At 71.5% G+C, this 20,701-nt stretch carries 16 protein-coding genes; 9 read left to right on the top strand and 7 right to left on the bottom strand.

Translation table 11 applies throughout. From position 1 onward, the window contains the following. Positions 1 to 39: 39 nt before the first annotated feature. The 5 genes from ACIRR9_RS07790 to ACIRR9_RS07770 form a co-directional block, all read right to left on the bottom strand. Positions 40 to 423: a hypothetical protein gene (locus tag ACIRR9_RS07790; RefSeq protein ID WP_185149487.1), complete on the bottom strand. Its 384-nt coding sequence runs from the start codon at positions 421 to 423 to the stop codon at positions 40 to 42. 426 nt (positions 424 to 849) lie between these two features. Then, positions 850 to 1,773, bottom strand: a complete 924-nt coding sequence (locus tag ACIRR9_RS07785; protein ID WP_365352930.1) for a MurR/RpiR family transcriptional regulator — start codon at positions 1,771 to 1,773, stop codon at positions 850 to 852. A 137-nt stretch (positions 1,774 to 1,910) separates the two neighbouring features. Further along, a complete protein-coding gene (locus ACIRR9_RS07780) occupies positions 1,911 to 3,662 on the bottom strand; it encodes an ArnT family glycosyltransferase (RefSeq protein WP_403748695.1) in 1,752 nt (583 codons plus the stop codon). A gap of 36 nt (positions 3,663 to 3,698) precedes the next feature. Next, the gene (locus tag ACIRR9_RS07775) at positions 3,699 to 5,630 is read right to left on the bottom strand and encodes a phosphatase PAP2 family protein (RefSeq protein WP_403748693.1); all 1,932 of its coding nucleotides are present in this window, start codon (positions 5,628 to 5,630) and stop codon (positions 3,699 to 3,701) included. Between the two features lie 275 nt (positions 5,631 to 5,905). Next, positions 5,906 to 6,853: an N-acetylglucosamine kinase gene (locus ACIRR9_RS07770; protein ID WP_403748691.1), complete on the bottom strand. Its 948-nt coding sequence runs from the start codon at positions 6,851 to 6,853 to the stop codon at positions 5,906 to 5,908. Positions 6,854 to 7,213: 360 nt separating this feature from the next. Here ACIRR9_RS07770 and ACIRR9_RS07765 point away from each other — a divergent pair, with 360 nt between their 5' ends. The 6 genes from ACIRR9_RS07765 (at position 7,214) to ACIRR9_RS07740 (ending at position 15,471) form a co-directional block, all read left to right on the top strand. Then, entirely contained in the window at positions 7,214 to 8,347 is a 1,134-nt protein-coding gene (locus tag ACIRR9_RS07765; protein ID WP_403748688.1) for an ROK family transcriptional regulator, read from the top strand. Positions 8,348 to 8,622: 275 nt separating this feature from the next. Beyond that, positions 8,623 to 9,945, top strand: a complete 1,323-nt coding sequence (locus ACIRR9_RS07760) for an ABC transporter substrate-binding protein (RefSeq protein WP_403748686.1) — start codon at positions 8,623 to 8,625, stop codon at positions 9,943 to 9,945. Positions 9,946 to 10,068: 123 nt separating this feature from the next. Continuing rightward, positions 10,069 to 10,980, top strand: coding sequence for a sugar ABC transporter permease (locus ACIRR9_RS07755; RefSeq protein WP_316768053.1), 912 nt, complete (start codon positions 10,069 to 10,071; stop codon positions 10,978 to 10,980). Beyond that, positions 10,977 to 11,879: a carbohydrate ABC transporter permease gene (locus tag ACIRR9_RS07750; RefSeq protein WP_403748684.1), complete on the top strand. Its 903-nt coding sequence runs from the start codon at positions 10,977 to 10,979 to the stop codon at positions 11,877 to 11,879. Before ACIRR9_RS07755 ends, ACIRR9_RS07750 begins: the two co-directional genes overlap by 4 nt. Before the next feature lie 2 nt (positions 11,880 to 11,881). Further along, positions 11,882 to 13,600: a hypothetical protein gene (locus tag ACIRR9_RS07745; protein WP_403748682.1), complete on the top strand. Its 1,719-nt coding sequence runs from the start codon at positions 11,882 to 11,884 to the stop codon at positions 13,598 to 13,600. Positions 13,601 to 13,653: 53 nt separating this feature from the next. Beyond that, positions 13,654 to 15,471: a hypothetical protein gene (locus ACIRR9_RS07740; protein ID WP_403748680.1), complete on the top strand. Its 1,818-nt coding sequence runs from the start codon at positions 13,654 to 13,656 to the stop codon at positions 15,469 to 15,471. Between the two features lie 109 nt (positions 15,472 to 15,580). On the opposite strand, the gene ACIRR9_RS07735 is transcribed toward ACIRR9_RS07740, so the two are convergent. Then, complete coding sequence (locus tag ACIRR9_RS07735) at positions 15,581 to 16,231, bottom strand: nucleoside/nucleotide kinase family protein (RefSeq protein ID WP_403748678.1); 651 nt, start codon at positions 16,229 to 16,231, stop codon at positions 15,581 to 15,583. A 77-nt stretch (positions 16,232 to 16,308) separates the two neighbouring features. On the opposite strand from ACIRR9_RS07735, the gene ACIRR9_RS07730 reads away from it, so the two are divergent. The 3 genes from ACIRR9_RS07730 (at position 16,309) to ACIRR9_RS07720 (ending at position 19,545) form a co-directional block, all read left to right on the top strand. Further along, a complete protein-coding gene (locus ACIRR9_RS07730) occupies positions 16,309 to 17,043 on the top strand; it encodes an HAD family hydrolase (protein WP_403748676.1) in 735 nt (244 codons plus the stop codon). After that, the gene (locus tag ACIRR9_RS07725; RefSeq protein WP_403748673.1) at positions 17,040 to 19,385 is read left to right on the top strand and encodes a glycoside hydrolase family 65 protein; all 2,346 of its coding nucleotides are present in this window, start codon (positions 17,040 to 17,042) and stop codon (positions 19,383 to 19,385) included. Before ACIRR9_RS07730 ends, ACIRR9_RS07725 begins: the two co-directional genes overlap by 4 nt. An 85-nt stretch (positions 19,386 to 19,470) precedes the next feature. Continuing rightward, the gene (locus ACIRR9_RS07720; RefSeq protein WP_100661309.1) at positions 19,471 to 19,545 is read left to right on the top strand and encodes a 50S ribosomal protein bL37; all 75 of its coding nucleotides are present in this window, start codon (positions 19,471 to 19,473) and stop codon (positions 19,543 to 19,545) included. A 20-nt stretch (positions 19,546 to 19,565) separates the two neighbouring features. Here ACIRR9_RS07720 and ACIRR9_RS07715 read toward each other — a convergent pair whose 3' ends face one another. Continuing rightward, complete coding sequence (locus ACIRR9_RS07715) at positions 19,566 to 20,675, bottom strand: DNA alkylation repair protein (RefSeq protein WP_403748670.1); 1,110 nt, start codon at positions 20,673 to 20,675, stop codon at positions 19,566 to 19,568. Positions 20,676 to 20,701 lie beyond the last annotated feature (26 nt).

Here is a 20,701-nt window from a genome sequence, read left to right as displayed (position 1 = left end):
GGATCCGTGAAGGACATGCGCCTACGTGGGCCGCCATGGTCAGCGGCCGGTGCTGTGCCCGACGAGCGCCTCGGTGACCGCGCGTACGCTGCGCGCGATGTGCTGGAGCTGCATGACCTCCGCCGCGTACAGCTTGATCGTGTGCTCGATGACCGACTCCGGCAGGCCCAGCAGGGGCAGTTCGGCCCGCGCGGTCTGCAGTGCGGTGCGCGCCACCCGGACCTCGTGCTGGACCTGGATCTGCGCGTGCCGGGCGAGCAGCACGGGGTGGCGGATCAGCGCCGGGTAGCTGGCGTAGCGGGCCGGCACCAGTTCGCGCAGCCACTTGGTGGCCGAGCGTTCCCAGTCGTAGCTGCCCGGCGCCTTGACCTGGCAGGGCCAGTCGGGGCTGATGCGCGTGGTCGTCGTCAGGGTCATGATCATCGCTTCCGGGTGCGGCGTCGTGAGGGTGGTCGACGGAGGTCTCGGCGGCTCCGGCCTAGGGGATGGCCGGAGCCGCCGCGGGCGAATCGCGCAGGCGATGCCCGTTCGAACACCCGGGGCGCCGACGCGGGTAGGAGACGGCGGCAGAGGGTGTCCGTGCAGAGGCCCCGGGCGACGGCCGCCGGCACTGCGGGTGGTGCTGCGTGCGCATGGGCGGTCCGTCGGCTTTCTCGGGGCGGGTGCGGGTGCGTCCTCGGTTGCGGAACGTGCCCGGGGTGTGCCGGGGTGATCCGTGAGCAGTATTTATATATGCCGTCCGCTTTGCAAGACGTATGAAAACATTCATGCGTGGAATGCGATGAATGATCCCCTTACGCGGCCATGCGGTGGGAAGAGGACGGGACGGCCGGTACGCCGGACCCGGGGTCAGTCCTTGAGGAAGAACTGGTGCTGCTCGGCGACCTGCTCGTACTCCTCCAGACGTGCCTGGGTGCGCTCGGGGTCGGCGTCGGTCATGGCCTGCAGCAGCGCGGCGGCCATCAGACCGGGCACCGCGTAGGTGTCGAAGACCAGGCGGGCCCCGATGCCGGTGCTGAAGGTGACGTCGGCCTCGTCGGCCAGCGCGCCGAGCGCGAGGTCGGTCACCAGGGCGACCCGCAGACCCGCGGTGCGCGCCACCCGGATCGCGGTGAGCGTCTCCTGCGCGTGCCGCGGCATACCGAACGCCAGCACCCAGGTACCGCCCGCCTCGCGCGACTGCAGCAGCGCGTCGTAGGCCACGCTGCCGCCCCGGGTCACCAGCCGTACGTCGGGGTGGATACGGCGGGCGGCGTAGGCGAAGTACTCCGCCAGCGAGACGGAGATACGCAGGCCGAGCACGGTCAGCGGGGACGACTTCGACAGCTCGCGGCCGATCCAGATCACCCGGTCCGGATCGGCGAAGTCCCGGCGCAGGTTCTCCAGGTTCTCGATCTCGGCGTCCACGGCCGCCTGGAGCTCGTTGCTGCGCTGCTCGGTGGCCGGCCCGGTACCGCCCGCCAGGGTGCGCAGCGCGATCGACTGGAGCCGCTCCCGCAGCGCGGGGTAGCCGCTGAAGCCGACCGCGGCCGCGAACCGGGTCACCGACGGCTGGCTGACCCCGACCCGGTCGGCGAGGTCGGTGATGGAGAGAAAGGCCGCCTCGGTGATGTGGTCGATCAGGTACTGGGCGATGCGCCGCTGCCCGGGGGAGAGCCGGGGGCCGTCGAAGAGCTCGCGGAGCTGGGAGGTGGGCGCGGCCTCCGCCTCCGGCACGGTTTTGCCCGAGGTGATCGCGGATGCCTGAGCGCGAGCCTGCTGCGGCGATGGCACCGAAGCGCCTCCTTTGTCTCCCACGAGGACTCAACATAGCTCACGGACCGTGGTGACCAGGGGGTGTGCACTACGCCGGACCGCCCCGGCGGCCGGACTCCCGGAGAGCGGAACCGGCGCCGGAGTCCCGGTGATCGTCACCGCCGGTAGATGGTGATCGAATGCCCGACATCATCGACCGGACGGCTGCTGTGGATCAATTCGGCCAGTTCACCCCGGGCTTTGGCGACCCACGAGTCCGAGACGACCAGCAGCCCGTGCACCTTCCCGGCCGGCACCTTGCGGGGGTCGGCGGCATGGATGCCGTAGTACGCCGGAACGCCACTGCCCTTGTACACCAGCCAGATCCGCTCGCCCGGATAACGCTCCTTCAGCCGGTCGGCGAGCCTGCCCAGGTCCTGGCCCCAGTCCACGTTGGAGTCGTGCAACCGCAGATGCGTCTTCGCCGGACCGCCGAACGCCTCGTTGGAGTACGGCAGATACAGCGGGAACGTCCGCAGCGAACTCACCGCGACGAACAGCACCAGCGCCCCGGCGGCCGGCCGCGCCCACCGCCGGCGCAGCGCCAGCACCGAGGCCCCGCCCACCGCCAGGAACATCGGCATGAACACCGCGTACCGCGTCCCGAAGTCCCGCGACCCGGTCATCGCCGAGGCCAGCAGCACGGCCGGCGGCACCAGCACGTACGGCGCGGCCGGCCGCAGCCGGCGTACCGTCACCACCGCCACCGCGCCGGCCGCCCACAGTGCCAGCATGCCGAGCGGGGTCTTCACCAGCAGCGCGGCCGGCAGGTAGTACCAGCGGGACCCGGTGTAGAGGTGCCCGAACAGATAGCCCTGCCAGGGCAGGTCCTCCAGGGCGAACTGCACCCGCATACCGTCCCGGTAGGCCCGGGGGAAGGGCATCAGATCGACCAGGGCTCCGCGCAGGCCGTGCACCGCCGGCACCGGTTCGGCGGGCAGGAAGCGCAGCCGGGGATCGACCGCCAGGTAGGAGAGCCAGACCACGGCGACCGCCGTCACCGCCACCACCGCCGCGGCCGCCAGGGCGCGCAGCGCACGGCCCGGGCGTGCGCCCCACACCGACACCACCGCCAGCGCCGCCAGCACCGGGATCGCCGGCAGCGCGCTCATCTTCGTCGCCACCGACGCCCCCAACGCGGCCCCCGCGAGCGGCAGATACAGCCGGGGCCGCCGCCGGGCCCGCCACACCAGCCAGGCCGAGGCCAGCACGAACCCGGCCGACGGCACGTCGAGCGTGGCCAGCGAGCCGTGTGCGATCAGGTCGGGGGAGAAGGCATACAGCGTGAGCGCGAGCAGCCCGGCCGTCCTGCCCAGGATCTCGCGGGCGAAGGCGAAGGCGACCAGACCGAACAGCAGCGTCAGCACGATCATCGGCAGCCGGGCCCACAGCATCACCCGCCAGGGGTCGTTGCCCGACGCGTACAGCAGATGCCGGCCCACCTGCCCCTGGTTCCCCTTGTACGACGGGTCGTAGTGCGGGTCGGCGACCGCGAGGCCGGCCATGATGACGAGCTTGCCCAGCGGCGGGTGCTCGGGGTTGTAGCGGATCCGGTGCTCGTGCAGATAGTCGACGGCCGTCGCCACGTACACAGGTTCGTCCGTGGTGGGCGTCTGCTGGACGGCCGTGGTCACCATCGCCGCCGCCATCTGGGCGAGCAGCAGCACCACGAGGGCCGGCAACAGCCACCGGCGGCGGGCGCGCAGGGCGGCGACCAGCCGGGCCGCGGGGGTGGGCCGCGGGACGGGCCCGGGGCCGACGGGGACGTCGGGTACGTCGGGTTCGAGAACCGACTGCTGTTCGCTTGCCATCATCCGCCCCGCGGGGACACCGGGCCCGCGGTGACGGGAACGATCACTGGCCGCCATGGGCCTACTTTCGCATCGCTCCCGTCACCGGGCGCGTCACCGCTTCACGAGTCGTACCGACAGACCGTCTGCCGTGTACACGGGTACGGCCCGCAGCGTGGCGGAGTTCAGCTCCACCTTGTCGAACTGACCGCGCAGTCGCGGCACGTCGATCACGGCGAGGGTGCTGCCCGCGGCCGGCGGGTGCTCGGTGTCGAGGTTCAGGGTGAGCGTGGTGCCCTTACCCAGGGCCGCGAGGTGCTTCACCGTGAGCGGCGCCTTGCAGCCCCTGCTCAGCGTGACCTCCAGGGAGCCCCCGTCCTGCGCGTACGCACCGCGCACGAACAGCCGGTCCGTCACCCGCAGGGTGCCGGCCGAGACCCGGACGTCGCCGTGGCCCAGCGCGTCGTCCGAACCGGCGGCCAGGGTGCCCGCGGCCAGCACGGTCCCGCCCGAGTAGCGGTTGCGGCCGGTCAGTGTGAGCGTGCCGGTGCCGAGCTTGGTCAGACCGCCCCGGCCGTCGATGTCGTTGCGCCAGCTGTCGGCCGCCGCGAAGCCGCCGGCCGCCGCGTCCAGGGTGACCGCGACGTCCGAGTCGAAGGCGCCGTAACCGTCCGCCGCGGCGAACAGGTTGAGACGGCCCCACTGCTCGACGCCGTCCAGCAGCACATAGCCGGAGGGCAGGCCGGTGGTGCGCAGCACCTCGCGGCGCTGGTCGGCGGTGAGGTACGGCTGGCGGGTCTCCAGGAGCACCTCCGCGCCCTTGGGCACGGTGAGCGGCAGGTCGCGGCCCTGGCGGGGGAGCACGTACGTCAGCCGGGGGGTGGCGGCGCGCTCGTTGGCCTCGCGGTCGGTGTACGGGTCGGTGGCCGCGCCGGCCGAGTGCGCGTAGGCGTACAGGGTGTCGGCGGTGGTGCCGGTCTGCGCCTCGAAGTAGGCGAGGGCCTGGGCGCGGGCGGCGGCCTTGAGATCGGCGTTGGCCGGGTCGGCGAGGGTGGCGGCGGCCAGCGCGGTGGCCATGATGCGGCCGCCGATCACGTCGACCGTGTTGTGCATGCCCGCGACGATGCGGGTGTCGGCGAGCTCCAGGGCGCGGGTCACCAGCTCCTGGAAGCGCTCCGGCACCGCGTACGCGTAGGCCAGGCCCGCCAGGTGGAAGGCGTTGGTGTGGCCGGACGGGAAACCGCCGTCGTCGGTGGGGGAGGTGCCGCGCTGGCGCAGCAGCTGCGGGGCGACGACCACGTCGGACTCGTAGACCGGGAAGCCGAAGGCGTCGGTCGTGCCGGTGTCGACGACCTCGCTGTCCTCGTTCATCCGCCACGGACGCGGGTACTGGTAGGCGTACTTGGACGGGTTGCCGGACGCGTAGTTGCCGCGCACGGTGTCGACCAGGGTGGCCACCTTGCCCAGCGCCGAGTCGTGCGAGCCCGCGCCGAGCGCCGAGCCCGCCGGGGCGCCGGCCGGGACGGCGTCGCTGATCGTGGTGGCGGGCGTGGAGTCGGGCGCGCTGGTGATCGAGGTGACCGCGAGGGAACCGGCCTTGTAGAGGTCGGCCAGCGGGCCCAGGCCGGCGATCATCGCGTAGCTCTGGTGCTGCCGGTCGTACAGGAACGCCTTCTTCGCCTCGGCGTCGGTGCGCCGGGTGGTGACGCGGGCGCAGTAAAGCATGTTGGCGCGCAGGATGTCGGCGCGCAGCACGGTGCCGGTGTTCCAGGCCGAACCGGTCTTCCATATCTGCGCGAAGCCGCCGAGGATCCGGACCACCGCGTTGGTGTCGGCCGTCAGGTTGGTGCTGATGTTCGTCTTGTAGTCGTCGACGAACGCGAGGGCGGTGGCGGCCTTGGCGTCGGCGGCGGCCAGCCAGCTGACGAGGGTCGGGGCGGCCACCATGCCCGCCGACGCGCCGAGCGAGGTCTTCAGGAATCCCCGTCGGCCGACGGCGAGTCCACGGGCCGGAGAGGAGGAGTGGTGCCCGGCAGGTGACGGCATGGGTGTGCCTCTCTTGAGTTCTACGGGGAGTTCACGCGAACGGCCGGTGCGCCCGATGTGCGTGAGCGTGTGGGTTCGCGTGGGAAAAGTGTTGAACGAGCGAAGTTCTAGGACCGGCCCGTGTCCCGATGGTCATGGTCCGACGACCGCCACATGGCCCGGAGTTGAACGGCAGTCCGGTGGTTCACAGGAAGCGGGCCGGGACCTGCGTGTTCGCAGCGTCGAACGGCCCGTGGTCCGCGGGCCCGTGGGTGAACGGCCTGCGGACGGATTCCTCACAGGATCGAACGCGCGAGTGCCACCGCGCCCGCCACGGGCGGACTGCGCAGCGGCTGCGGCCGGGCGCCGGGTACGGCCTCGGCGAGCGCGGCGGCGAAGGCGTCGTACAGGCGCGGCTGGGACAGGATCGTGCCGCCCGCCACCACCACGTCGTCCACGGCGAGACCGCGGGCGGCGAGCCGGGTCACCAGGGCGGCGAGCGCGCGGCCGCCGTCGGCTATCACGTCCCGGGCGATCAGGGAGCCCGCGTCGGCCGCCGCGAACAGCACCGGGGCGTGCCGGCCCCACTGGGCCGAGACGTCGGTGGCGCTCTCCAGGGCGGCGCCCAGCGCGGGTACCTCGGCCACCTCGAAGGCGGCGACCAGTCCCGTCGCGAGCGCGTCGGGTGTCTCGCCGCGGTCGTGTGCGGCCCAGGCGGCGCGGGCGGCCTCCCGGACGAGTCCGGCGGCGCCGCCCTCGTCGCCGAGCACCGCACCCCAGCCGCCCACCTGCACGGGGCTGCCGTCGGCGAGCCGGCCGACCGCCACCGAGCCGGTGCCGGCGACCAGACCGACGCCCTTGTCCAGACCGGCGGCGGGGACGAGGAGCTCGGCGTCGCCCACCACCCGGACCGGTACGCCGAGGGAGTTCCGCAGCGCGGCGGCGATCCCGGCGCACTGCCGGGGCGTCTCACAGGCATGCCCGCCGACGGCCAGTGCGGCCGGGCGGGCGTCTGCGGGCAGAGCTTCGTGGACCAGCGCGGTCAGCCAGCGGGCCGCGGCGGCCGTGTCGTGCGGCCGCCAGCCGCTGCTCGGACGGACGTGGTCGGCGACCTGCTCCGCGCCGGCGAGCGCGCGGAGGTGGGTCTTGGTGCCGCCCACGTCGATACCGACCACGAGCGGGGAAGAAGGAACGACCGGCACGGATCCTCTTTCGTCGTCTGGGCACGGAGCGCCGAAGAACATGGCACTCAGGGCCTGGCCGACGGATCCAGCCGCAGAAGCGGACAGTGACCGCTGATTCTCTGCGACTTGATCCGCCGGCCGGGCCCTGGCTGCGACGGCGGGCGAACCGCGCCTGGCAGAACGGGAGTTGAGCAAGTAGGGAAGCCCCGGGACGGGCTTCTTACGGAGCACGGCAGGCGAGTACCGTGTACTTCGTTAGGAAGTTAACTAACGAAGTACAGTGCGTCAAGAGTTGTCGCGCTCTCGATCGACGGGCCGCTGTCGAGGGCAGAGCCGCGCGGCACAAGGGCACCGCATCGCCGCATCCCACGACACCCGGGAGCGCGGCCCCTGACCCATGGGGGAACTGTGGAACACGTCGTGACTGAAGCCCCCCGTCTCACCGAGAGCGCCGGCGCGGTGTTCGCCGTGCTGGCCCAGGCCGGCAGCGCCACCCGGCCGCAGCTGGCGAGCCTCGCCGGCCTGTCCAAACCGACGGTCTCCGCCGCCGTCGCGGAACTGGAGGGAGCGAGGCTGGCCACCCACTCCGGTACCGCCTCCAGCGGCACCGGCCGCTCCGCCGCCGTATACGGCCTCGGCCCCGCCGCCGGCTCGGTGCTCGCCGTCGACCTCGGCCCGGCCCGCACCCGGGTGCGCTGCTGTGCCCTGGACGGCACCCTGCTCGCCGAGGTCAGCACACCGAGGGCCCGGGCGGCCGACGCCGTCCGCGAGGCGCTGGACGCGCTGCCGGCGGACGCACCGCTGCGGGCCATCGTGGTCGCCGTCGGTGACGTCACCGAGCCCGACCGGACGAGCGGCGGCATGCGCCCGGCCACCGCCAAGGCGGGACCCGTCTTCGACGCGGTGTCCGTCGCGCTGCCGCCTGGCGTTCCCGTCCACCTGGAGAACAACGTGAACTGCGCGGCCCTCGCGGAACTCCACGAGGGGGCCGCCCGGGGCCGGCGCACCTTCGGCTATCTGCGGATCGGCGTCGGTATCGGTCTCGGCATCGTCATCGGCGGCCAGGTGCTGCGTGGTGCCAACGGAGCCGCCGGTGAGCTCGCCCGGCTGCCCTACCCCTGGGACGACGACCGGGAGCCCCGCCAGGAGGCTCTGGAGGCCTACGTGGGCTCCCAGGCACTGCTGCGCCGGGCTGCCCAGGCCTGGCGGCCTGCCGACGGTCCACGCCCGCGCACAGCCGACCGGCTCTTCGCGCTGGCCGCCCAGGGCCGGGAGCCCGCCCGTTCCCTCGTCGCCCGGCACGCCGCCGACGTGGGCCGGCTGGCCGCCGCCGTGACCGCCGTACTGGACCCGGGGCTGCTCGTACTGGGCGGCAGCACGGGCGCCGATCCGCAGCTGCTGCCCGGCGTGCGGGCCGAGCTGGGGCGGCTGAGCTGGCCCACCGAGGTGGTGAGCAGCCAGATCGGCGACCTCGGTACCGTGGTGGGGGCCGCCCGTCTCGCCGTGGCGCAAGGAGTCCAAAACGTGACCGAAGGAGCGCAGGTGAAGGATTGACGGCCTCCGACTTGGTCTGCCAATGTCCGGACAAGCGCTTTCTAAGCCGGTCGGGACACCGGCTTGGGGTGAGCCTCCCAGCCCGTACACGACGTACGGCAACCGCACGAGGGCGTGTCCGTGCGGTGACGGCCAGGACGGCCGGGGATCTCGCCCCGCGTGGACGATGCGGCCGGGCGAGGCCGCGCCCCCGGAAAGTGACTTTCCTCAAAAAATGCACCTGTGCCGCCTCAGCCGGCGCCGTGCTCCGTCCCTCCGAAGAAATGGGATCGAAGATGACCACTGTGGGTGTGCGGCGCTCTCGCCGACTCGGCCGCGGCGGTATGCGCCGCCTGGTTCCCCTCGCTGCCGCGACCGCGGCAGGTGCCCTGCTGCTCTCCGCCTGCGGGTCGGGCTCCGGCTCGGGCGGGACCGCCAAGTCGCTGACGTTCTGGATCTCCACGGTTCCGGGCCAGGACGCGGGCTGGAAGAAGCTGGTGGCGCAGTACAAGAAGGAAACGGGCGTCAACGTCAAGCTCGTCAACATCCCCTACGACGGCTACCCGACGAAGCTGCACAACGCCGCGCAGGCGAACTCCCTGCCCGACGTCGCCGACGTGCCGGCGCTGGACCCGATCTGGTCGAACAAGCTGATCGACCTCAGCTCCATCGCCAACAACAAGAGCTACAACATCAACTCCAACTTCCTCGCCAAGGACACGTCCGGGAAGGTGCTGTCCATCCCCTCGGACGTCACCGCGTCCGGCCTGTACATCAACAAGACGCTGTTCAAGAAGGCCGGCGTCGCCGTCCCGGCCTCGCCCTCGAACACCTGGACCTGGGACGAGTTCATCGCCGCGGCGAACAAGGTCCGCGAGAAGACCGGCGCCAAGTACTCCCTGACCTTCGACCAGTCGCCGTCCCGGCTGCGCGCCATGGTGTACGAGATGGGCGGGCAGTACGTCCACGCCGACTCCTCCGGCAAGTTCTCGGTGGACGCCGCGACCAAGAAGGCCGTGAAGTACTTCGTCGGACTGAACGACGACAAGGTCATGCCGAAGTCGGTGTGGACCAGCGGCGCCGACCCGTCGGCCCTGTTCCAGAGCGGTGACGTGGTCGCCTACTGGTCCGGCGTGTGGCAGGTCGCCTCCTTCGCGGACAGCATCAAGAAGTTCGACTGGGCGAGCGTCCCGACCCCCGCTCAGCCGGTGCAGGCCAGTGACGTCAACAGCGGCGGCATGATGGTCGGCTTCAACAACAACAGCGACGCGGCCACCGCCGCGAAGAAGTTCATGTCCTGGGTGTACGACCCGAAGCAGTACACCCAGCTGGTCGAGTCCTCCGGGTTCCTCCCCGTCGAGAGCGGTCTGAGCCCGAAGTACCCCTTCACCTCCGAGGCGGCGCAGGCGGCGTTCAAGCTGTACAACGAGGAGATCCCGCTCTACGCCCCGATCTCGGGTTACTTCAACAACGCGCAGACCGCGTGGGTGCTGAAGGGCAAGAGCCTCACCACCGACCCGACCAAGACGGAGCTCGGCAAGGCGATCAACGGCCAGCAGTCGGCCGACAAGGCCCTCCAGAACATCGTCGACGGCTACAACCAGCAGGTCGGCGGCTGATCACAGGCCGGTGGGCCGGGCGGCGGTGTCTCGACCCCGCCGCCCGGCCCCGGCCGGCCGCCTGATCACGGGCTCATGGCCCGAGCCCACGGCAATCCATCCCCACAGCACGGAGTCAGGAAGATGACAAAACGCGCCTCGGACGTGTCCGGGAGCCCGCCCAGGCGACGCAGCACCTACACCCTTGCGCCGCTCGTCCTCATCGCGGCCAATGTCGTGCTCTTCGCCCTGTTCTTCGTGTGGCCGGCGGTGATCGGGCTCGTCTACTCCTTCACGAACTACACGGGTGTGGGGGCGTTCCAGTTCGTCGGACTGGACAACTACCACAACCTGTTCGGGGACTCCGCCTTCTACGACGCGCTGACCCGGACGCTGCTGTACGCGGTCCTCTTCGTGCCGCTGAACTTCGCGGTCTCGCTGCTCATCGCCAATGTGCTGGTGAGCAAGCACGCCAAGGGCACGTCGGTCGCACGGATCATCTTCTTCATCCCGTGGCTGCTGTCGCCCATCGTCGTGGGTGTCCTGTGGCGGTGGCTGTTCGGCGAGAACTTCGGACTGGTCAACTACTTCATAGAGAAGCTCGGCGGCCACGCCGTTCCGTGGCAGTCCAACGCGGACCTCTCGCTGCTCGTGGTGGTGATGGCGGCGTCCTGGGCCTGGACGGGCTTCTCGATGCTGCTGTTCATCGCGGCGATCAAGAACGTACCGGTGTCGTACTACGAGGCGGCCTCGCTCGACGGCGCCGGCCCATGGCGCCAGTTCTTCAGCATCACGCTGCCGAGCATCGCGCCCACCTCCTTCATCGTCATCCTGCTCAACACGATCAACGCGATGAAGGAATACCCGGTGTTCGTCTCCCTCAACAACGGCGGACCCGGAACGTCGAACAACCTGCTTGTCCAGTACATCTACCAGACCGGATTCCAACGGGGCCAGATCGGCTACGCGAGCGCCGCGTCGTTCGTGCTCATGCTCATCCTGATGGCCGTCGCGATCATCCAGCTGATCGTCAACCGACGGGTGGAGAACCGATGACAACCACAGACCTGCCACGCCCGGTCGACGCCGATCCCGAACGGTCCGTCTCCAAGAAGCGGTCCCGCGGCGCGAACAGCGGCGGGCTCCGGCGGGCGGTCCCCGCGACGACGCTGCTGTGGATCCTGGCGTGCCTCTACGGGCTGCCGGTGCTGTGGTTCATCCTCAGCTCCTTCAAGCCGGCCGGGGACCTGTTCTCCTATCCGCTGACGATGGTTCCGCACAACCCCACCCTGTCCGGTTACCTGACGGCGTGGCGCAGTGCCAACTTCTCGCAGTACTTCATCAACACGACCCTCGTGTGCGTGATCACGACGATCCTCACGGTGGGCGCCAGCTGCTGCACCGGGTACGCGCTGGCCAAGTACGACAACAAATGGCTCAAGGCGTTCTTCATCTGCATCCTGGCCACCACGATGCTGCCCGGCGAGGTCATGCTCGCCCCCGAGTTCCTGGTGGTCCGCAACCTAGGCCTCTACAACTCGTTCGCCGGCGTCATCCTCCCGGCCGTGCTCACCGCGACCGGATGCTTCATGTTCCGCCAGTTCTTCCTGACGGTTCCCGACGAACTCGTGGAAGCCGCCCGCATCGACGGCGCCCGTGAACTGTCGATCTTCCTGCGGATCATGGTGCCGCTCTCCCGGCCCATCATGCTGACCCTCGCCATCCTGTCCTTCCAGTGGCGGTGGAACGACTACATCTGGCCGCTGCTGATGCTGAACGACCCCGACAAGTTCACCGTGCAGATCGGCATCCAGAGCATCGTCGGCGCGCAGAACATCAACTGGTCGGTACTGCTCGGCGCATCGGTGATCTCCATGATCCCGCTGATCGTCATCTTCCTGGTCTTCCAGCGCTATGTGATGGGCGCCGACATCAACGCCGGACTGAAGGACTGATCTTGCCCACCCCGCTCGACCACGAGTTCGTCCGCGCGGTGGCACTCGCCGCCGACGGGTCGGCCGCCCCGCTGGCGGCCGGCCCCGGCGAGGAACCCGCCGGGGTGCCGCACCGCGCTCTGGCACGCCGGGTGAAGACTCTGGTCGCGGCGTACCGGTCCCCGGACTCGGCACTGCACAGCAGCGGGCAGGCCGTCGCCGCCGCGACGACCCACCTCCGCGCCCTGAGGGCCGCACAGACACCCACCGGCCTCTTCGCCGGCGGCGACAACGTGCAGTCACCGCCGGACTCCGCGTTCACCGTCAACGACGTGTGCGACGCGCATGTCCTCGCCGCCGGCGCGGGGCCGGAACTGCGCGAGGTCACGGCCGCGCTCGCCGAGATCGCCGGCGCCGCCACCGGCGCCCTCCTGACCGGCGGGGTGCACACCCCGAACCACCGCTGGGAGCTGTGCGCGGCGCTGGCCCGGCTGCACCGGTCGTTCCCGGACGACCGGCTGCCGGCCCGCGTCGAGCAGTGGCTCGCCGAGGGCGTCGACATCGACGCGGAGGGCCTCTACTCGGAGCGCAGCGCCGTCTACGCGTCCCACGTGACCAACCCGTCACTGCTGCTGCTGGCCGACGTGCTCGGCCGCACCGACCTGCGGGACGCCGTCGAACGCAACCTCACCGCGACGCTGGACCTCATCAGGCCGGACGGCACGGTGGAGACCGTCCACTCACGACGGCAGGACCAGCAGCACCCGTTCCCGCTGGCGCCCTACCTGCCGCACTACCGGCTGCTCGCGATCCGCACCGGCCGGGGCGACCTCAGCAGGGCGGCGCGGCTGGCGGCCGCCGACGGCATCGACGACCCCGACCTGCTCGCCCAGACCATCCTCACCCCCGACCTGTGCCGCGCACTGCCGACACCGGCGCCGGAACCCCTGCCCCGCGGCCGCTACCTCACCACCGCACGCCTCGCCACCCGCGCCTCCGCCACCGCGCACACCGTCCTGTACGGCGGCTCGGACGTGCCCGAGCACCGGCGCATCCGCTCGGGCCTCGCCTGCAACCCCACCTTCCTGCGCCTGTTCGCCGGCGACGCCGTCCTCGACGCGGTCCGCCTCTCACGGGGATTCTTCGACCTCGGCCCGTTCCGCGCCGCAGGCATGGAACAGCTCGCCGGCAACCGGTACCGGCTCACCGAAACCCTCACCGCGGCCTACTACCAGCCGCTCCCGCCGGACCTGCGGCGGGCCGACGGCGCCTACCGGATGGCGGACGAGGGACGCTTCTCGGCCGCGATGGCCTTCCCGGACCGCCCCCGGGACGAGGTCTCCCAGACGACCCGCGTCGACGTGGACCTGCGGGAGGACGGCGCCGACCTGCGGATCGACATCGACGGACCACCGGTGCCCTGGGCCCTCGAACTGACCTTCCGGCCGGGCGGCGTGCCCGAGGGCGCCGTACCGATCGGCGACGGACGCTGGTGCCTGACGACCGGGCCGCTGACCTACCGGGTCGGTGACGACGAGATCCGGGTCGAGGCCGAGGTCGAGGCGGGCGAACCGCTCGCCGGGCCGGACCGGAGCGACATACTGCGGTACGACCCGGGCCAGGACCACACCGTGGTGGGCGGCACCGACGCGACGACGGGAAACCGCGTCTACATAGGCGGGCAGGGCCCGCAGAGCCTGACCGTCGCACTGCGCGCCCACCGACCCGCGCCTCTCCTCTGACCCCGACGACCCACGCCATGGCCACCTCCGGCATGAAGGGCTGACCTCCTCCGATGCATCTGCCGCGCCAACTCGGCCCGCTGCACGACCTGCCGTCCACCCCCGAGGCGTACGACGCGGTCCTCGCCGACGTCGTGGAGCAGGCCCTGTCCCGCCTCACCGCCGAGGGCAACCTCGAACACCCCGACGCCGACGACGACATCGGCGACACCTCCCTCGGCATCACCTCCCTGCTGGCCCTCGCCTGGCAGCGCTCCAAGGACCCGCGCCTCCCGGAGGCCGTGCACCGCAGTCTCGCCTTCCACCTGCGCGAGCGCGTGTACACCGAGGACAACCCCGGCTACCCGAACCTCACGGTCCGCGACTCCGGTTTCCCGTACGCGCGTTACGTCCTGGCGGCGGGCGCGCATCCGATCGGGGACTGGCCGAGCACCGTGTGGGCGCTGCTCCAGGCCGTCGACGTCCTGGACCTGTCGGACGGTCTGGTCGACGACGGACAGCGCGCCGAACTCCTGGCGCTGGCCCAGGGCTACTGGAGCTGGCTCACCGAGGCCACCTTCTTCAACCCGCAGGAGGCCGGCAACCAGGCGATCGGATGCGTGGTCGGCGGGCTGATGCTCGCCCGCCATCTCCCCACCGGGGAAGGGGAGCCGGTCCGTGAGCGGGCCCTGACCCTGTACGCCGACGAGATCCGCGCCCATCGCGTCCTCGACCGGGGTGCCCTGCTGCCGCCCGAGCACGGCGGCGCCTACGACAACAACTACGGCCCGATCTCCCTCTCCTTCCTCGCCCAGGCGCACCGGATCAGCGGCGCGGAGATGTTCGCCGAGGACGGCGACGCGCTCGCGCGGTACATCGACGCCCGCCTGACGAACGGCGGCTTCGACAACGGCGGCCCCCGCTACAGCGAACAGCACTCCGCCTTCGAATCGGTGCTCGGCCTGCGCTACTTCGGCGCCCGGATCGGCTCGGACCTGGGCCGCTACCGGGGCGACACCAACTGGGGGCGGCACGCGGTCAAGCCGGACGGCGGTGTGGACGGGCACTTCGCCTGGATGCTGGTCTGGCAGATCCAGGACACCACCCCCTGGCACCGCACCCCGTCGACCACCCCGGCCCGCCATCAACTCCGCGCGGGATCCGTCTCGGTGGCCTTCGACAGCAGGATGACCCCGGCCCTGGTCGAGACGGCCGGCACCTACTACCTCCCGGCGGCGGTGAACCGGCAGCACGGCTTCGGCCCGGTCCTGGACGGCTTCCTGTTCTGCCGGCCGATGGGCGAGGTCCGCGTCCGGGACGTGAGCGCCGACGGCCTGACCGCCAAGCTGGTCAGCAAGCCGGTCGTGGGGCGCGACCACGTCCTGCGGCAGGTGCGCTCCCTGTATGTCACGGACGGCACCAGCCTGTGGGTGACGGTGGCCGTGGAACGTTTCGACGGGACGCCGTACCTGCTGGCCGGGCTGCCGTACGCGGCGGACGACGGGGACCGGGTGCGCCGGGTCGCCGAGGGGGAGGTCGCGGCGGCGGGTGCGCTGCGGCTCACACACCCCTCAGCCCAGGGCGCCGACCACTTCGACGCACGCGCGGAACTCACCCAGGAACAGGCCGCGTTCGCCCTCGCCGCCGACCCGCGCGGCTACGGGAACCCGGACGAGGGCTGGAGCCACCTGGTGACCTCCAGCGCCTACGAGGCCGAACCGGCGCCGGGCGCACCGGAGCACCTGCAGGTGTTCGCCGTACGGTACGGGGCCGCCGGTGACTTCGCGCCGTCCTTCGAGGGCGACCTCACCGTGCGCACCGAGGCGTTCACGGCTGTCATCGGGCCCGAGGACGCCCACGGCGTGCCCGAACTCGCCCTCACCGCCTGCTGAGCCGCTCGGCCGGCATTGCCGCGGCATGCCGTCCGCGGACTGCGGCGCCGTCGTGGCTGGTCGCGCAGTTCCTCCCCCAGCCTTCGGCCGGGGGCACCCCCAGCGCCCCCTACGGGGCGCTGCCCAGCACCGTCTCCGGAATCACCAGGTCAGCCCGGTCCCGGGTGGCGGCGACCAGGTCGGCGTTGAGCTGGTCGGTGCCCGCCACCCAGGCCACGGCCTGCTCGTACCCCTTGCCGAACTCCTCGTGCCGGGCGACCAGTCGGCGTAGCCGCTCGGTCTCGTCGAGCTCGCAGAACCACACCTCGTCCAGGGCCGGCCGTACCCGCGCCCACAACCCGTCCGCCAGCAGCAGGTAGTTGCCCTCCGTCACCACCAGCCGGGCCGTCGGCAGCACCGGGATCGCGCCCGCGATCGGCTGTTCCAGCACCCGCTCGAAGCCCGGCGCGTACACCACGTCGCCGGTGTCCTCGCGCAGCCGCCGCAGCAGCGCCGCGTACCCGGCCGCGTCGAAGGTCGCGGGCGCGCCCTTGCGGTCCCTGAGGCCAAGGCGTTCCAGCTCGACGTCGGCCAGATGGAAGCCGTCCATGGGCACATGCGCCACCCACGGCTCGCCCGTGCCGTTCAACTCCCGCACCAGCCGCTCGGCGAGGGTCGTCTTCCCGGCGCCGGGGCTGCCCGCGATGCCGAGGATCGCGCGCGGACCGCGTCCGGCGAGTGAACGGGCGCGGTCGAGGAGGTCGTCGAAAGTCAGCGGCACGCAAAAAGTGTGACACCGGCCCCGGGATGTGGCGGAGGCCACCCCCTCAAAGGCGCGCGGTGGGGAAGATGCCGGACATGACTGCACTCGGTCTGCCCGACACCATCCAGGCCTGTCTCTTCGATCTCGACGGGGTCGTCACCAAGACCGCCGTCGTGCACGCGGCGGCCTGGAAGGAGACCTTCGACGCCTTCCTGCGCGGCTACGACGGCCAGCGCCCCTTCGACGCGACAGCCGACTACGACGAGTACGTCGACGGCCGCCCACGGGCCGACGGTGTCCGCGCCTTCCTCGACTCCCGGGGCATCCACCTGCCCGAGGGCACCCCGGACGACCCACCCGACGCACCCACCGTGCACGGCCTCGGCAACCGCAAGAACGTACTGCTCCTGGAGAAGATCCGCACCGACGGCGTCGAGGCATACGACGGCACCCTGCGCTATCTGGAGGCGGTCCGAGCGCACGGACTGCGCACCGCGATCGTCTCCTCCAGCGCCAACTGCCTTGACGTGCTGCGCTCGATCGGTGCCGAGCACTTCTTCGACGTCCGTATCGACGGGGTCGTGGCCGCCGAGCGCCGGCTGCCCGGCAAGCCGCACCCGGACACCTTCCTGGCCGCCGCCCACGACCTCGGCGTCGAGCCGTCCCGGGCGGCCGTCTTCGAGGACGCCCTCGCCGGGATGGACGCGGGTCGCGCGGGCCGTTTCGGGTACGTCGTCGGAGTCGACCGCGTCGGACAGACCGACGCCCTCTACGCGCACGGCGCGGACACGGTCGTGAAGGACCTCGCCGAACTGGGAGGCAAGCAGTGATCACCCACCGGTCGTACGCCGTGGAACCCTGGGCGGTCCGCGAGACCGAGCTCAACCTCGACGTGCTCGCGCAGAGCGAGTCGGTGTTCGCGCTGTCCAACGGACACGTCGGCTGGCGCGGCAACCTCGACGAGGGCGAACCGCACGGCCTGCCCGGCAGCTACCTCAACGGCGTGCACGAGGTGCACCCGCTGCCGTACGCCGAGGCCGGCTACGGCTATCCGGAGTCCGGGCAGACGGTCATCAACGTCACCAACGGCAAGATCCTGCGACTGCTGGTCGACGACGAGCCCTTCGACCTGCGCTACGGCCGGCTCGTCGCCCATGAGAGGGTCCTCGACCTGCGCCGGGGAGTCCTGGAGCGGACCTGCGAGTGGACCTCGCCCGCCGGATCCACCGTGCGGGTGCGCTCGACCCGGCTGGTGTCGCTGACCCAGCGGGCGGTGGCCGCGGTCTCCTACGCGGTGGAGGCGGTCGACCGGCGCTGCCGGATCGTGATCCAGTCCGAGCTGGTCGCCAACGAGCAGCTCCCTGAGTCGGACGGCGATCCACGCGCGGCCCAGGCGCTCCAGTCGCCGCTGGAGCAGGAGGACGGCTTCGCCTCCGGACAGCGGCTGCGGCTCGTGCACCGCACCCGGCACAGCGGCCTGCGGGTCGCCGTCGCCGCCGACCACACGGTCTCCGGGCCCGAGCGGACCTCCACCCACGCCGAGAGCGGTGCGGACGTGGCCCGGCTGACCGTCACCTCCGTGCTGGAGCCGGGGGAGCGGCTGCGGGTGGCGAAGTTCGTCGCGCACGGCTGGTCCGGGGTGCGCTCGCTGCCCGCGATGGCCGACCAGGTGGACGCGGCCCTCGCGGCCGCCTCGCACGAGGGCTGGCAGGGGCTGGTCGACGAACAGCGCGGCTACCTGGACGACTTCTGGTCCCGGGCCGATGTGGAGGTGGACGGCGACGAGGAGGTCCAGCAGGCCGTCCGCTTCGCCCTCTTCCACGTCCTGCAGGCCGGGGCCCGCGCCGAGCAGCGGGCGATACCCGCCAAGGGCCTGACCGGCTCCGGGTACGACGGGCACGCCTTCTGGGACACCGAGATGTTCGTGCTGCCCGTCCTCACCCACACCGCCCCCGGCGCCGTCGCCGAGGCGCTGCGCTGGCGGCACAACACCCTGCCCGCCGCCCGTGAACGCGCCACCCAACTGGGCCTGGACGGGGCCGCGTTCCCCTGGCGGACCATAGCGGGCTCGGAGGGCTCGGCGTACTGGCCGGCGGGTACGGCGGCCTTCCATGTCAACGCCGACGTCGCCGACGCGGTGGTCCGCTATGTCGCCGCCACCGGCGACACGGACTTCGAACGGGACACCGGCGTCGAACTGCTCGTGGAGACCGCCCGGTTGTGGCGTTCGCTCGGCCACCACGACAGCCGGGGCGCCTTCCACATCGACGGCGTCACCGGCCCCGACGAGTACAGCGCGGTCGCCGACGACAACACGTACACCAACCTGATGGCCCGGGCGAACCTGCTGGCCGCCGCCGACGCCGTCGAACGCCACCCGCGCCAGGCGGCCCGGCTCGGCGTCGACGCGGAGGAGAGCGCCGCCTGGCGGGACGCGGCCGAGTCCGTGCACATCCCCTACAACGACGAACTGGGCGTCCACGAACAGCACGCCGGGTTCACCCGCTACCAGCGCTGGGACTTCGAGAGCACCCGCCCCGAGCAGTACCCGCTGCTGCTGAACTTCCCCTACTTCGACCTCTACCGCAAACAGGTCGTCAAACAGGCCGACCTGGTGCTGGCGATGTACACCTGCGAGGCCTTCTTCGACGAGGAGCACATCGCCCGCAACTTCGCCTACTACGAACCGCTGACCGTACGCGACTCCTCCCTGTCCGCCTGCTGCCAGGCCGTCGTGGCAGCCCAGGCCGGCCACCTCACCCTCGCCCACGCCTACACCGCCGAGGCCGCTCTGATGGACCTCGACGACCTGGAGCACAACACCCGCGACGGACTGCACATCGCCTCCCTCGCCGGCACCTGGATGGCCCTGGTCGCCGGATTCGGCGGGCTGCGCCACTACGACGACGGAGCCCGCTTCGCCCCCCGGCTGCCGGAGCGGCTGCGCCGGCTGGCCTTCAGCCTGCAGCTGCGGGACAGCAGGCTGCGCGTGGAGATCGGCTCCGACAAGGCGACCTACACCCTTCTCGACGGCCCACCGCTCACCGTCCACCACTACGGGGAGCCGGTGACGGTCGGCACCGACGGCCCCGCCGTGCGCGCGGTGCCCCCGGCACGCCCGGGCCCGGCTCCGCGCCAGCCACCGCACCGGGCTCCGAACCGGCCGGCCTGAGGGCAGCGTCACCTGATGCGGACATATCGGGGCGAATCTAGACTGGCGAGGCCCGGAGAATGACGGAATCAGGGAGATATGTGCCATGGCCAAGCGAGGGAACAAGCGACGGGCCCGCAAGAAGAAGAAGGCCAATCACGGCAAGCGCCCCAACGCCTGAGCCGGCCTGGACGGTTGCCGTCAGGGCTGCAGCAACCGGAAGTCGACAGCGTCGAACTGGTGGCCGTTGACCTGGAGTTGCACCTGGTGGGCGCCTGGGTAGTAGACGCGGGTACTGATCGGCCGGAACGAGTGCTCGCGTGTGACCTCGGTCGAACGGCCGGGGTCCAGGGTGCGTTTGGCGAGCTTGAAGACTTTCGGTGCGGTCCTGCCGTTCGCCTTCATGTGATGGATGACGTAGTCGATGGAGAGGGTGACCGGCCGCCGGGAGATGTTCGTGATCCGGGCGGTGAAGGCGAGCGCGCCTCCGAACGGGATGTCGGTCTCTTCCGGCAGCGGTCCGACGACCGTGAGGTCGTCGCGGCCGCCGTGGAAGCCGACCAGCCGCAGGGCGGTCGGGTCGCCTTTCTTGACCAGGGTGCGCATCGCGTGGCGGATCAGGGCCGGTGTGGTGTCCTGCGGGGTGCCGGCCCAGCGCGCGGCGGTGCTGCCGGCGAGGCCTGCGTCCAGCCGGGAGACGTCGTTGAGGTGGTTGGCGACCGAGCGGCGTACGAACGCCGAGCTGTCCGGGTAGAGGGCGTCCAGGATCGGGATGGCCAGGGCGGGGTTGTGGTTGAGGGCGGGGACCTGGCGCGCCCAGGGCAGTTTGGGCCGGGTGCCTTCGCTGGCCAGGCGGCGCACGGCCTCCTCGGGTGAGGTGGTCCAGGTCCGGGCGACGGCAAGGGTGCGTTCCAGGTCTGCGTTCAGGAAGGTACGCAGCGCGAATTCGCTGGTCAGCCGGGGTGTGAGGGCGGCCATGAGGGTCAGGCCGTCGTCGAGGTCCCAGCCCGTGCCGGATTCGGCGGCCGCGGTGGCGACGGCCTCGGTGACCGGCCAGACCATCCAGCCGGTCAAGTCCTGCCGGGGCAGGGCCGCGCGGACCGCGCGGGACAGCCGGCGGTAGTCGTGGCCGGCGTCGGCCAGCAGCGCCTCACCGACCGTACGCGCGCGTTCGCTCAGGCCCAGCGATGCCAGTGTCCCAGCGCTCTCGGCCACGGTCTGCCACGACGAGGTCCCGGGTGAGGTCTCCTGCAGGATCAACGCCAGGCTGCGGATGCTGCCGGGGCTGATCAGCTCGTCGGCGGTGGGCACTGATCCTCCAGGAGAACGAGATGTGG

The sequence above is a fragment of the Streptomyces sp. NPDC101234 genome, assembly GCF_044767525.1.
GTDB lineage: Bacteria > Actinomycetota > Actinomycetes > Streptomycetales > Streptomycetaceae > Streptomyces > Streptomyces sasae.
Note: the sequence above shows the minus strand (reverse complement) of the source record. Positions and strands in the feature narration are given on the sequence as shown.

Bases quoted from the DNA above. Each gene is read 5' to 3' on its own strand.
- ACIRR9_RS07740 (WP_403748680.1), top strand. From the start codon at position 13,654: ATGCATCTGCCGCGCCAACTCGGCCCGCTGCACGACCTGCCGTCCACC.
- ACIRR9_RS07760 (WP_403748686.1), top strand. From the start codon at position 8,623: ATGACCACTGTGGGTGTGCGGCGCTCTCGCCGACTCGGCCGCGGCGGT.
- ACIRR9_RS07755 (WP_316768053.1), top strand. From the start codon at position 10,069: ATGACAAAACGCGCCTCGGACGTGTCCGGGAGCCCGCCCAGGCGACGC.
- ACIRR9_RS07790 (WP_185149487.1), bottom strand. From the start codon at position 423: ATGATCATGACCCTGACGACGACCACGCGCATCAGCCCCGACTGGCCC.
- ACIRR9_RS07775 (WP_403748693.1), bottom strand. From the start codon at position 5,630: ATGCCGTCACCTGCCGGGCACCACTCCTCCTCTCCGGCCCGTGGACTC.
- ACIRR9_RS07730 (WP_403748676.1), top strand. From the start codon at position 16,309: ATGACTGCACTCGGTCTGCCCGACACCATCCAGGCCTGTCTCTTCGAT.
- ACIRR9_RS07770 (WP_403748691.1), bottom strand. From the start codon at position 6,853: ATGTTCTTCGGCGCTCCGTGCCCAGACGACGAAAGAGGATCCGTGCCG.
- ACIRR9_RS07780 (WP_403748695.1), bottom strand. From the start codon at position 3,662: ATGGCGGCCAGTGATCGTTCCCGTCACCGCGGGCCCGGTGTCCCCGCG.
- ACIRR9_RS07750 (WP_403748684.1), top strand. From the start codon at position 10,977: ATGACAACCACAGACCTGCCACGCCCGGTCGACGCCGATCCCGAACGG.